The sequence below is a fragment of the Brevibacterium sp. K11IcPPYGO002 genome (assembly GCF_050920635.1).
Taxonomy (GTDB): domain Bacteria; phylum Actinomycetota; class Actinomycetes; order Actinomycetales; family Brevibacteriaceae; genus Brevibacterium.
On the sequence record NZ_CP131929.1, the window covers coordinates 2148363 to 2161120 of the forward strand.

The 12758-nt window shown below is 65.8% G+C and carries 10 protein-coding genes and 1 tRNA gene; 3 read left to right on the plus strand and 8 right to left on the minus strand.

All coding sequences use genetic code 11. From position 1 onward, the window contains the following. Nucleotides 1-8: 8 nt before the first annotated feature. Complete coding sequence (locus QYM46_RS09825; RefSeq protein WP_248278870.1) at nucleotides 9-1832, minus strand: hypothetical protein; 1824 nt, start codon at nucleotides 1830-1832, stop codon at nucleotides 9-11. 46 nt (nucleotides 1833-1878) lie between these two features. Further along, entirely contained in the window at nucleotides 1879-3363 is a 1485-nt protein-coding gene (rpsA, locus tag QYM46_RS09830) for a 30S ribosomal protein S1 (RefSeq protein ID WP_025777794.1), read from the minus strand. A 206-nt stretch (nucleotides 3364-3569) separates the two neighbouring features. Between rpsA and QYM46_RS09835 the strand changes: the two genes are divergently transcribed. Continuing rightward, nucleotides 3570-4409 carry a class I SAM-dependent methyltransferase gene (locus QYM46_RS09835; protein ID WP_169252337.1) on the plus strand — a complete coding sequence of 280 codons (840 nt, stop codon included), beginning with the start codon at nucleotides 3570-3572 and terminating at the stop codon, nucleotides 4407-4409. A gap of 8 nt (nucleotides 4410-4417) precedes the next feature. On the opposite strand, the gene QYM46_RS09840 is transcribed toward QYM46_RS09835, so the two are convergent. Both QYM46_RS09840 and polA read right to left on the minus strand, forming a co-directional pair. After that, a complete protein-coding gene (locus QYM46_RS09840; RefSeq protein WP_432791731.1) occupies nucleotides 4418-4849 on the minus strand; it encodes a maleylpyruvate isomerase N-terminal domain-containing protein in 432 nt (143 codons plus the stop codon). A 107-nt stretch (nucleotides 4850-4956) separates the two neighbouring features. Continuing rightward, on the minus strand, nucleotides 4957-7620 hold the full coding sequence (gene polA, locus QYM46_RS09845; protein ID WP_432788812.1) for a DNA polymerase I: 2664 nt from the start codon (nucleotides 7618-7620) through the stop codon (nucleotides 4957-4959). Nucleotides 7621-7662: 42 nt separating this feature from the next. On the opposite strand from polA, the gene QYM46_RS09850 reads away from it, so the two are divergent. Then, nucleotides 7663-8124, plus strand: coding sequence for a PaaI family thioesterase (locus QYM46_RS09850; RefSeq protein WP_169252339.1), 462 nt, complete (start codon nucleotides 7663-7665; stop codon nucleotides 8122-8124). Between the two features lie 135 nt (nucleotides 8125-8259). Here the strand turns inward: QYM46_RS09850 and QYM46_RS09855 are convergent, their stop codons facing one another. Then, nucleotides 8260-8880: an ANTAR domain-containing response regulator gene (locus QYM46_RS09855; protein WP_035320143.1), complete on the minus strand. Its 621-nt coding sequence runs from the start codon at nucleotides 8878-8880 to the stop codon at nucleotides 8260-8262. A gap of 191 nt (nucleotides 8881-9071) precedes the next feature. On the opposite strand from QYM46_RS09855, the gene QYM46_RS09860 reads away from it, so the two are divergent. Then, a tRNA-Leu gene (locus tag QYM46_RS09860) sits at nucleotides 9072-9153 on the plus strand. 158 nt (nucleotides 9154-9311) lie between these two features. Here the strand turns inward: QYM46_RS09860 and QYM46_RS09865 are convergent. The 3 genes from QYM46_RS09865 to pyk form a co-directional block, all read right to left on the minus strand. Then, on the minus strand, nucleotides 9312-9488 hold the full coding sequence (locus QYM46_RS09865) for a GNAT family N-acetyltransferase (protein ID WP_432791732.1): 177 nt from the start codon (nucleotides 9486-9488) through the stop codon (nucleotides 9312-9314). 48 nt (nucleotides 9489-9536) lie between these two features. Continuing rightward, complete coding sequence (locus QYM46_RS09870) at nucleotides 9537-10910, minus strand: dicarboxylate/amino acid:cation symporter (protein ID WP_432788813.1); 1374 nt, start codon at nucleotides 10908-10910, stop codon at nucleotides 9537-9539. Nucleotides 10911-11126: 216 nt separating this feature from the next. Further along, nucleotides 11127-12674 carry a pyruvate kinase gene (gene pyk, locus QYM46_RS09875; RefSeq protein ID WP_169252341.1) on the minus strand — a complete coding sequence of 516 codons (1548 nt, stop codon included), beginning with the start codon at nucleotides 12672-12674 and terminating at the stop codon, nucleotides 11127-11129. Nucleotides 12675-12758: the final 84 nt, after the last annotated feature.

Sequence of the window (12758 nt, forward strand, 5' to 3'; positions counted from 1 at the left end):
GCCTCATCCTACTGATCCAGGCGGTAGACCCGCACTCCGTCATCGGCGAAGATCGGATCGCCGACAGCAGCATCGAGGAATTCCGCATACTCTCCGTCACCGCCCGGCAGGAGCGGGGCGTCCGGGGCGAGGACGATGAAGTCGACCCCGGCCTTCCGCAGTTCGGCGATCGCCGAGGCGACTTCCCGGCTGTCCGCGTTCGGCATGGGCTCACCGTCGAAGACGGAGGCGTGGAGCACTTCGTCGAGGGCATCCTCGGGGGCGGAGTAGATCACCGGCGAATTCGGGCTCGAACCGATGAAGTAGCCACCGGTCTCCCGGTAGCGGAATCCGCTGACCGACTGCCACACCATGGCTTCGTCGGCGTGGGGCTCAGCCCACGCCAGGGGGCGGGGGAAGGTCTTGACCACGGATCCGGCGGGGACCACCTCGGCGATCGATTCCTCGTAGAAAGCCGGAACGGTCACCTCGTGGGCGGTCTGCGGAGCGGGGAGGACGACAACGGCAGCGAAGACGAGCAGGATGAGGAGGGCGCGGGCGCGACGCAGTCTGTGGTGGTTCAGCGCCCATTGGAGGCCGATGCCGAGCACGGCGAACAGGGCGATCGTCGAGTGGAGGACGAGACGCATGGGCAGGATGTTGTTGAGCACGGGGACGGCTTCGACGAGTGCGAACGGACCGGTCTCGACAAGCACCCGGCCGGCCAGAAGGATCGGGGAACCCAACGCCAGCAGGAAGACGAGGAAACCGGTTGCAGCCGCGATGCGCACCGGGACCGCATACACGGAGCGGCGGCCGAGGCCGCAGACGATGAGCACGGCCGCCACCAGCGCGGGTGCGCCGACGTAGGCGCCGAGTTCGGCCGGGTCGATCTCCATGATCCGGGGCAGCGGGGAGACCCCGGAGCTCAGCCAGGCCGGGGCCGCAGGCAGGATCGGATCGAGCAGGTCGGTGTTCCACACTCCGTGCGGGCGGATGGCGCCGTGTGGGGCGTTCGGGCCGGACATGGTCACCAGCAGCGGGATCGCACACAGCACGGCGATGATCCCGGCGACAGCGGACCCGAGTCCGAGAGCCAGCCACGATCGGCCGCGGTGGAGACCCCGCCCGAACACAGCGAGGCTTGCCAGGAAGCACAGCGCGGCGAGGAATGTTCCGGCCAGCACTTCGGTGGAGACGTAGAACTGGAAGCCGAGGAGGAGCCCGAAGCCTCCGCCGAGCATCCAGAGGCGGCGGTCGCGGAGAAGGGAACGGCCACGCGCGGCGGTGGTCCGCCCGAGGTCGAGGAGGGCGAGGAGCGCCGAGGCGGTCAGCGGCGGGGTGACGATATAGGCGAGGTTCGGGTGTCCGCCGAGCTGGGCGATGACATAGCTGGAGAAGCCGACACCGGCAGCGGCGAGGAAAGCGGGCAGATGGTCGAGGAAGCGGCGGAAGAGCACCGCCGTGGCCAGGCTGCCCAGCACCGGGAAGGCGAGGACGAGCAGGTTGTAGCTCACGATGGGGCCGGCCACCCACGTGACGGGGGCGAGCAGGATCGCGAAGCCGACCAAGGAGGTGTTCCACGCCCCGTTGACTCCCCCACCGAGGGTGTTCATCGATTCCGTGTACAGCAGACCGCCGGTCTCACCGGCTCCGAACCCGAGGGCGTCGGCGAGCACGTGTGCGCCGTGGCCGAGCCACCAGATGAACAGGGAGGTGTCGTCGTTGGAGGCGACGACGCTGCCGCCGGGGTCCGCGGCGACGGAGCCGAAGACGGTCAGGCTGCCGACGCAGAGGAGGAGGGCGTACCACAGCCAGGGGCGCAGGCGCTCTCGAGTCGTGGGGGCATACACAAAGGGCTCCCGGCCTTCCGACCGGGAGCCCAAGTGATGGCTGCTATCAGCTGCCTGCAAGCTTCTCACGCAGAGCTGCGAGAGCTTCGTCGCTGGCCAGGGTGCCTTCGTCGTTCGCCTCTTCGGAGGAGAACGATCCGGTGGCCGGAGCGGCTTCGGCAGAACCGACGGCATCGGCTGCGGAGGCCTCGGCGTCCGCTGCGATGGCCTTGGCGACCTGCTTCTTGTGCTCTTCCCAGCGTTCCTGAGCGGCGGCGTACTGCTGCTCCCAGGTCTCGCGCTGAGCCTCGTAGCCCTCGACCCATTCGTTGGTCTCGGGGTCGAAGCCCTCGGGGTACTTGTAGTTGCCGTCCTCGTCGTACTCCTGCGGCATGCCGTAGAGAGCGGGGTCGAGGAACTCCTCGGCCTCGGGATCGACGCCTTCGTTCGCCTGCTTCAGCGACAGCGAGATGCGGCGGCGTTCGAGGTCGATGTCGATGACCTTGACGTAGATGGTCTCGTCGACCGAGACGACCTGCTCGGGCAGATCCACGTGGCGCACGGCCAGTTCGGAGATGTGGACGAGGCCTTCGATGCCGTCTTCGACGCGCACGAATGCACCGAACGGAACGAGCTTGGTGACCTTGCCCGGAACGATCTGTCCGATGACGTGCGTACGAGCGAAGTGCTGCCAAGGATCTTCCTGGGTGGCCTTGAGCGACAGCGAGACGCGCTCACGGTCCATGTCGACGTCGAGGACCTCGACGGTGACCTCGTCACCCACGGTGACGACCTCACCCGGGTGATCGATGTGCTTCCAGGACAGTTCGGAGACGTGGACGAGTCCGTCGACACCACCGAGGTCGACGAACGCACCGAAGTTGACGATGGAGGACACGACACCAGGACGGACCTGGCCCTTCTGCAGGGTCTGCAGGAAGTCGTGACGGACGGCCGACTGGGTCTGCTCGAGCCAGGCACGGCGCGACAGGACCACATTGTTGCGGTTCTTGTCGAGTTCGATGATCTTGGCTTCGACCTGCTGGCCGATGTAGGGGGCGAGGTCGCGGACGCGACGCATCTCGACCAGGGACGCGGGCAGGAAGCCGCGCAGTCCGATGTCGACGATCAGGCCGCCCTTGACGACCTCGATGACGGTGCCGGTGACAACGCCGTCGTCTTCCTTGATCTTCTCGATGTCGCCCCAGGCACGCTCGTACTGAGCACGCTTCTTCGACAGCATGAGACGACCCTCTTTGTCTTCCTTCTGAAGAACGAGGGCTTCGATTTCGTCCCCGACCTCGACGACTTCGCCGGGATCGACATCGTGCTTGATGGAAAGCTCACGCGCGAGGATGACGCCTTCCGTCTTGTATCCGATGTCGACGAGGACTTCGTCACGGTCGACCTTGACGACTTCGCCCTCAACGATGTCGCCATCGTTGAAGTACTTGATGGTCTCATCGACGGCGGCGAGGAAATCCTCAGCGGTTCCGATGTCGTTGACAGCGACCTGCTTCGGCTGCACCGATTCCGGCGTGGTGGTGGTCATATAGGTAGGGACTCCGATGGAATATTGGTCCAGATCCGGTACCCTGGCGGCAGGTCGTGTGAGTAGCCGCAAGAACCGAATCCGGTCTCGATTGCGAATTTGGACTTGTATGCACAGGCGCATACGGTTGTCAATGCTAGCACCTTCTTGGGCGTGAATGCACGCCGAAGAGACGATTCATCACCACCTGGGGCCACGGAGGAACCATGAGCGAAGGAACTGACGGAGCCGAGGTCATCAGCGGTGGCTATCTCCCGATCGACGAAGAGGCTTCAGTCCGGGCCAATCGCAGCTATTGGGACAACTCGGCCGAGGAGTATCTGGCCGAGCACGGCACGTTCCTCGGCGCCTCGGATTTCATCTGGTGTCCCGAGGGAATTCACGAATCCGATGTGCGCCTCCTCGGCGATGTCGACCGGAAGCAGGTGCTCGAGGTCGGCTGCGGTGCCGGCCAGTGCTCCCGGTGGCTGGCCGAACAGGGCGCGATCACCACGGGCGTCGATGTCTCGGCCGGGATGCTCGAGCAGGCCTCGCGTCTGCAGCGCGAACATCCCCTCAGCACCGAGGCGACTCCTCCGACCTTCCTCCTCGCCGATGCCAGGCAGCTGCCGTTCGCCTCGAACAGCTTCGACGGTGCGTTCTCCTCCTACGGCGCCCTGCCCTTCGTCAAGGACGCCGAGGTCGTCTTCGCCGAGGTCGCACGAGTGCTGCGCACCGGCGGACAGTGGGTCTTCTCGACGACTCACCCGATGCGGTGGATGTTCCCCGATGTTCCGGGCGAGGCCGGTCTGACCGTCGAGTACTCGTATTTCGACCGCACACCGTACGTCGAGCTGTCCTCCGACGGTCAGCCCGTCTACGCCGAGCATCACCGCACGATGAGCGATTGGGTCCGACTGCTCGTCGAGGCCGGCTTCACGATCGATTCGGTGACCGAACCCGAATGGCCGGAAGAGAATCGGACCGCCTGGGGCGGTTGGTCACCGCTGCGCGGAGCGCTCATGCCCGGCACCGTGATCTTCTCAACCACGCTGACCAAAGACTGAGGTGCCGCTCAGCCGAGCGCGCTGAAGTCTCCGACCAGTCCCCCGCGCCCGGTCAGCGCTGCCAGGACGGCGCTTCCGGTTCCGCCCTGCACCGCGAGTTCCACGGCGATCGCCAACGAGTCCCGGAGCGCAGCTGCGGGGACTGCGGGTTCGACTCCGAGTGCGGCGGCGATGTCGATTCCGTGGACGACGAGTTCGAAGGTCCGCGTGCGCACATAGTCTCCGGCCCGCATTCCCCCGCCGATCGTCATGATCGTCGCATCCGCGGCTGCGGGGCTCAGCGCGGAGATCGTGGCCAGTGCAGAGTCGCACAGGGATGCGAACGCGTCCGCCGGCCGTGGCCCGAGAGCCTCCCCCGAGGCGACGCCGCGCGCGAGGACGACGGCATCGACTCCCGGTTGGGACAGGACCTCCCGGAAGTAGTCCTCGGGACTGCCCAGGTTCGGATTCGCTCGTCATGTCGTCAGCCTAGGCGGATCGCGATGAGTGTGCCGCTATCACCGTGCCGCCCTTTCAGCACACGCGCTGCCGGCCCGACGCGGCAGGGTCAGTGGGCGGCGGCGTGCCAGGAGCGGCCGGTGCCGACGTTGACGTCGAGGGGCACATCGAGCTCGAACGCCGACCCCATCTCCTCCGTGACGATCGTCGTCACCTCGCCGATCTCATCAGGCCGGACGTCGACGATGATCTCGTCATGAACCTGCAGCAGCATCGGCGAGTGCAGGTCCTGCAGCCGCGCTGCGACCCTGAGCATGGCGATCTTCATGATGTCGGCGGCCGACCCCTGGATCGGTGCGTTGAGTGCGGCGCGTTCGGCCATGTCCCGCAGCTGTCGGCGGTCACTGTGCAGCGCCGGCAGATAGCGGCGGCGGCCCATGATGGTCTCTGTGAACCCCTTGGCGCGGGCCTGTTCGACGATGTCGTCAAGGTAGTCCTTGACGGCCCCGAACCGTTCGAAGTACTGGTCCATCAGCCCCTTGGCTTCATCGACCCCGATCGCCAGCTGCCGGGAGAGTCCGTAGGCGGAGAGTCCGTACACCAGCCCGTAGGACATGGCCTTGACCTTCGAACGCATCTCGGAGTCGACTTCGTCGATGCCGACGCCGAAGACCTTCGAGCCGACATAGGAGTGGAGGTCCTCGCCGTCCTTGAACGCCTGGATGAGCGCGCCGTCGCCGGACAGGTGAGCCATGATCCGCATTTCGATCTGCGAATAGTCGGCGGTGAGCAGAGTCCCACCCGACACCTCGGGATCGGCGATGAAGATCTCCCGGATGCGTCGACCCGATTCGGTCCGCACCGGAATGTTCTGCAGGTTCGGATCCAGCGAGGAGAGCCGTCCCGTGGCAGCCACGGTCTGCTGGTAGGTGGTGTGGATGCGGCCGTCGTCGGCGACGGTCTTCAGCAGTCCGACCACGGTCTGCTTGAGCTTCGTCGAATCCCGGTAGGCCAGCAGATGCTGGAGGAAGGGATGTTCGGTCTTGACGAACAGTTCGGCCAGGGCCTCGGCATCCGTCGTATAGCCGGTCTTCGTCCGCTTGGTCTTGGGCATATCGAGTTCGTCGAAGAGCACGGTCTGCAGCTGCTTGGGAGAACCGAGATTCACCTCGTGGCCGATCGCGTCGTAGGCTTCCTGCGCGCTGGCTTCGGCCTGTTTCGTGAATTCGTCGATGAGATTCGACAGTCCATCCTCGTCGACGGCGATTCCGGTCGCTTCCATCCGCGCGAGCACGGGCACGAGCGGCAGCTCGATCTCGCGGTACACCTGCGTCATGTTCGCGTCGTCGACGGCGGCGGCGAGCACCTCGTGGACTTCGAGCAGAGCGGCGGCGCGTTGACCGTGCGTGGTCACCGCGGCATCCGAATCGAGGTCGAGGGCGAGCTGTCCGGAATCGGCTTCGGGTTCGCTGAGGTCGATGCCGGCGCGGTCGGCGGCGATCTGCCCGAGCTCGTAGGAACGGGCATCGGGAACGAGGAGGTAGGCGGCCAGAGCCGTGTCCCCGGCGACATCGGTCACGGACAGCCCCATCGACTCCCACGCCTTGATCTGCAGCTTCGAGCTGTGGAGGATGAGCGCATGCCCGCCCAGCGCGGAACCGAGCTTGCCGACGGCTTTCTGCCCCGCCTCGGCGAGGTCGACGACCCACGCCTGCCCGGGTTCGGCGGAGACCGCAAGGGTCCGGGCCTGACCGTGGCCGAGCTCGAAGGAGGCATCCGAATCGAGCGCGAGCACATCGTGGTCGGCGATCTTCGACAGCAGCGTGTCGATGTCGAGGGTCTCGATGGTGGTCTCGCGGGCCGGGGCCGGCTCGGAATCGTCTCCGGCCTCCGGGAAGATCGCGGCCAGACGCTTGCCGAGGGCTTGGAACTCGAGCTGATCGAACAGGCTCGACAGTTCGGCCGGGTCGCCTTCGCCCCAGGCCAGGTCGTCGAACTCCAGTCCCAGGTCGACGTCGTCGAGGAGGCGGTTGAGTCGGTAGTTCCGCTCCACCTCGGTGATATGGTCGCGCAGCTTCTCCCCGACCTTGCCGCCGATCTTGTCGGCGTTGTCCAGCACGCCGGGCAGGTCGCCGTGGGCGGTGAGCCATTTGGCAGCGGTCTTGTCACCGACTCCGGGCACGCCGGGCAGATTATCGGCCTTCTCACCGACGAGCGCGGCCAGCCCCCGATAGTTCGCGGGGCTGACCCCGTACTTCTCCTCGACCGCGGCAGGAGTCATCCGGTTGAGATCACTGACTCCGCGTTTCGGGTAGAGGACCGTCACCCGGTCGGAGGCGAGCTGGAACGAATCCTTGTCTCCGCTCATCACCTCGACGAACGAGCCGGCCTCGGTGCCCATCTTCGCCATCGTCGCCAGGGCGTCGTCGGCTTCGAAGCCCTCCTTCGTCACGACCCGGATGCCCATCGCCGTGACGATGTCCTTGATGAGGTCGATCTGCGGATGGAACTCGGGCGGAGTCTTCGCCCGGCCGGCTTTGTACTCGGGGTACTCCTCGAGGCGGAAGGTCTGGCGTCCGAGGTCGAAGGCCACGGCCACATGGCTGGGCTCCTCGTCGCGGAGAACGTTGATGAGCATCGAGATGAAGCCGTAGATGGCGTTCGTCGTCTGTCCGGTGCTGGTGGAGAAGTTCTCGACCGGCAGGGCATGGAAAGCCCGGTAGGCCAGGGAGTGTCCGTCGATGAGCAGGAGGGATTCGTTTGAGTGACTCACATGGCATAGCCTAGCGTTCGAAGCTGACTTGAAGGAGAACCGATGCTGCGTCCCGACGTGTCCCTGACTACTCACACCACATCTGAGGAGATCGACACGCTGCTCGAGCAGCTGCGTGGGCCGGGCTCCGGTGGTGAGCTGGCCGAGAGGATGGGAATCGAATTCGTCGAGCTCGCCCATGACCATGTCGTGGCCACGGCCCCGGTCGTCGGCAATCGGCAGCCGATGGGACTCTTCCACGGAGGCGGCCACGTCGTCCTCGCCGAGTCGCTGGCATCGATGCATTCGTACCTGCTCTCCGGGGGTAGGAACGTCGTCGGAGTCGATCTCAATGCCACTCACCTGCGTGCTGCGCGTGAGGGCGTGGTCACCGGTCGCGCCGAGGTGCTCCACCAGGGACGCACGATCGTCTCCCATGAAGTGAAGATGACCGACGAGGCGGGGCGGCTGCTCTCGATCGTGCGGATCACGAACATGATCCTGAAGACCGAGCCGAAGGGCTGAGGTCCGAACCGAAGGGCGGAGGCGAAGGGCCGAGACAGGACCTTCCGCAGCGAACGCAGAAGGCCGGCGAATCCATCTCGGGATTCGCCGGCCTTCTTGAGTTCCGGGTCCGGACCTGCCTGGTCCGGAAGGTGGTTACTTCTTGCTGCCGATCTGCTTGAGCACGGTCTCGGCGACCTCGCGCATCGTCAGTCGGCGGTCCATCGAGGTCTTCTGGATCCAGCGGAAGGCCTCGGGTTCGCTCAGCCCCATGGACGTCTGCAGCAGGCTCTTGGCGCGTTCGACGAGCTTGCGGGTCTCGAAACGTTCTGTGAGATCGGAGATCTCGGACTCGAGCGAGCTGATCTCGGCGTGACGCGAGAGCGCGATCTCCAATGCCGGGATGAGGTCGGCCGAGGTGAACGGCTTGACGACATAGGCCATGGCGCCGGCATCGCGGGCACGCTCCACGAGCTCCTTCTGCGAGAAGGCGGTGAGCAGCACCACGGGCGCGATGCGGGCGCGGGCGATGCGCTCGGCCGCGGAGATTCCGTCGAGGATGGGCATCTTGATGTCCATGACCACGAGGTCGGGGCGCAGCTCCTCGGCCAGGCGGATGGCGGATTCGCCGTCCGCAGCCTCACCGACGACGTCATAGCCGACTTCGCGGAGCATTTCTACGATATCGAGACGAATCACGGCCTCGTCTTCGGCCACGACTACGCGGCGGACCGGCACGGACTCATCTGAAGTTGATTCTTCGCTGTTTGAAAGCACGTCACCAGTCTAGACCAGGCGCTCAGCGTCGTGGCCAGCGGACCGGTAAGTTTCTTCTGTGAGGGTGGCCACGGCCGGTGACGGTGGCCACCGGCGGGCATCCTCGGCGGGCGGCGAATGTGCAATCGGTCCGCGCGCGCAGTAGAATCGTCCCGTTGCACAGGCGGTCCTGACAGGACAGCTCGTGACGAGCCGGATTGGCGGAATCGGTAGACGCGGTGCACTCAAAATGCATTGTCGAAAGACGTGCGGGTTCGAGTCCCGCATCCGGTACAGACGAAGGCACTGTCGACCATGTTGTCGACAGTGCCTTCTTGCATTCCCTCGGGGGTGTCAGCACCCGCGGGCTCGAAGTGCATACGCACTGATCAAGATCACTACCTATGATTTTCGAACCCGCCCGTGCACACCGTTCGGCTCATTCGGCCGATTCAGCGCCGCAGGTCGAGGGTGACGACCTCCGTCCCGCTCTCACGCGCCGCCCGGATGAGCGCTGCCATCAGCCCCTTCCCCACACCTCTGCCCTGCGCCTGCGGGGCGACTGCGACCTCTTCGCTGTCGACATGGGGGCGGAAGGCCGGCCCTCGACGAGGCGGCCGAGCAGCGATGTCACCTGCAGGACATCGGGCTCGGCCGGTCCCTCGGCCGAGAGGAGATCAACTCCGGCTGTGGGCATCCTCGGTGCGGGTCTCGTCGACATCGGCAGCTTCCTCCGTCGGAACGTAGCCGTTGATGCGCGGGGCATCGAAGCGTTCGACGTCCAGGATCTCATGACGCTTGGCCACGATGGCGGGCACGAGTGCCTGACCGGAGACGTTGAGCGCGGTGCGGCCCATGTCGACGATCGGTTCGATGGCCAGCAGCAGACCGACGCCCTCGAGCGGCAGCCCCAGCGTCGACAGCGTCAGGGTGAGCATCACGGTCGCACCCGTCGTGCCGGCTGTGGCGGCCGAACCGATGACGGCGACGAAGATGATGAGCAGGTACTGGATGAGGGAGAGATCGATGCCGAAGAACTGAGCGACGAACACCGCCGCGATCGCCGGGTAGATCGCCGCGCAGCCGTCCATCTTCGTCGTTGCGCCGAAGGGCACGGCGAAGGCGGCGTAGGAATGGGGCACGCCGAAGTTGTCGGTGGCGACCTTCTGCGTCACGGGCATGGTGCCGATCGAGGACCGGGAGACGAAGCCCATCTGCGTGGCCGGCCAGACTCCGGAGAAGTACTGGCGCACGGACAGGCCGTTGGCACGAGCCAGGGCCGGGTAGACGACGAAGAAGACGATCGCAAGGCCGACATAGACGGCGACGACGAACCACAGCAGCGATCCCATCGTCGACCAGCCGTAGGAGTTCACGGCGTTGCCGATGAGGCCGAGCGTACCGATCGGAGCGATCCGCACGATCCACCAGACGACCTTCTGAACCACGGCCAGAGCCGCCTCGGTGAACTGGAGGAACGGCTCTGCGGCCTTTCCGACCTTGACCGCGGCGATGCCGATGGCGCCGGAGACGATGATGAGCTGGAGGATGTTGAAGTTGACATCGGAGGTCAGCGCTCCGGCCTCATCCGCCGAGGTGGCCACCTCGAGTCCGAGGAAGTTCACCGGGATCAGTCCGGTCAGGAACCCGAGCCAGCTGCCCTGGGAGTCCGGTGCACCGGCGTTGAGCGACGCAGCATCGGCATGGGCGCCGGGCTGCATGACGATGCCGATGATGAGTCCGAGGATGACGGCGATCAGCGCCGTGAGGGCGAACCACAGCAGGGTCGACACCGCAAGCCTGGCGGCATTGGTGACCTTGCGCAGGTTGCCGATGCTCGCGATGATCGCAGTGATCACCAGCGGCACGACGGCGGCCTTGAGCAGGGTGACGTACGACGAGCCGATGGTGTCCAGGGTCTGGCCGAGCCAGTTGTCAGCGCTGTCGCTGACCGGCCCCCATGAGCGGGCGATGAGCCCGAGGATGACACCGGCGATGAGTGCGATGGTCACCTGCACTCCGAAGGACTTGCTCCACGCGGGCAGTCTCATTGAATTCCTCTCCTAGCGGGTCCTCCCCTCTGTGATCCGCAGGGAGGATTGGGCAACAGACAGCACAACTGTTGAGCAATCCGCGAAATTCCTCGATCGTCTGTGAGCTGCCTCGCACTCCGGAACCAGTTCGCGACCCGGACCGGACACAGAGACGCCGGCGGCACCTGCCCCGTGGTAACGAGGCGGGTGCCGCCGGCGCTTCGGACCGCATGATCAGTGGCGGGGCGAATGGCCCTCGCGCACGATCGGCACCTCACGGGTTATCGGCGCTTCGGCGACGACGCCATATCCGGCCAGCGGATCCTCTTCCGAGTCCGAGGCGTCCTGGTATGCGGCCGTCACACCCTTGGCGGCGTCGCCGATGGTGTGGATGCGCAGAGCGTTCGTCGAGCCCGGGATCCCGGGAGGCGAACCGGCCACGAGGATGCTCTGATCGCCTTCGCGGGCCGTGCCGTCGGCGAGCAGAACGGCGTCGACCTGGCGTGCCATCTGGTCGGTGTGGCGCACGGTCTTCACGAGGTACGGCCGGACTCCCCAAGTCAGCGCCAGCTGGTGACGGACCTGCGGGTCGGGCGTGAAGCCGAGGATCGGCCAGGCCGGGCGCAGACGCGACATGCGCCGCACGGAGTCGCCGGTCTGCGAGAAGGTGCACAGAAGATCGATATCCAGCTGCTGAGCAATCTGCACGGCCGCCGCGGTGACGGCTCCGCCCTTGGTATGCGGGACGGTGCCCAGCGCCGGAATCCGCTCGAGACCGTGCTCCTCGGTGGAGCCGATGATCCGGCTCATCGTCCGGATCGCTTCGACCCAGTGCGCACCCACCGAGGTCTCGCCGGAGAGCATGAGTGCATCCGCGCCGTCGAGGACGGCATTCGCGCAGTCGCTGGCCTCGGCGCGGGTGGGCCGCGGAGCGTCGATCATCGTCTCGAGCATCTGTGTGGCCACGATGACGGGCTTGGCCTGTTGACGGGCGATCTCGACTGCCCGCTTCTGCACGATCGGCACCTGCTCGAGCGGCAGCTCGACGCCGAGGTCGCCGCGGGCGACCATGATTCCGTCGAAGGCGTCGATGATCTCATCGAGCTGGTCGACCGCCTGCGGCTTCTCGAGCTTGGCGATGACCGGAGCGGTGATTCCGACCTCGTCCATGACCGCACGCACATCGTTCATGTCCTCGGGGCTGCGGACGAAGGACAGGGCGACCCAGTCGAAGCCGAGCTGCAGCCCCCACTTGAGGTCGTCGACGTCCTTCTCCGACAGAGCGGGAACGGAGACCGGGACTCCGGGCAGGTTGATGCCCTTGTGGTTGGAGATGGTTCCGCCGATCTCGACCTCGGTGACCACATCGGTGGCGGTCACCTCGGTGGCGCGCAGGCGCAGGCGCCCGTCGTCGATGAGCAGCGGATCTCCCACGGACACGTCTTCTGCCAGGGTCGGCAGGGTCGTGGATACGAGATCCGCGGTGCCGGGGACATCACGGCTGGTGATGGTGAAGGCAGCCCCTTCGACGAGCTCTTCCTTCCCGTTGGCGAAGGTGCCCACGCGGATCTTCGGACCCTGGAGGTCCAGCAGGACGGCGACGGGGCGTCCGGTGTCGAGTGCGGCCTGGCGGACCCAGGCGAACTTCTCTTCGTGCTCTTCTCGTTTTCCGTGGCTCAGATTGAATCGGGCGACATCGACGCCTTCATCTACGAGCTCGCGGATCTCTTCATAGGAGTTCTGGTTCGGACCTAAAGTTGCGACTATCTTTGCACGCCTCATACGCTCCACCCTACCTAAAGTCTCAGCCGGCGGTTTCCACCGCTCTTCGCTGGTCACGGGCGGTGCGGGTGCGGCACTTCACTG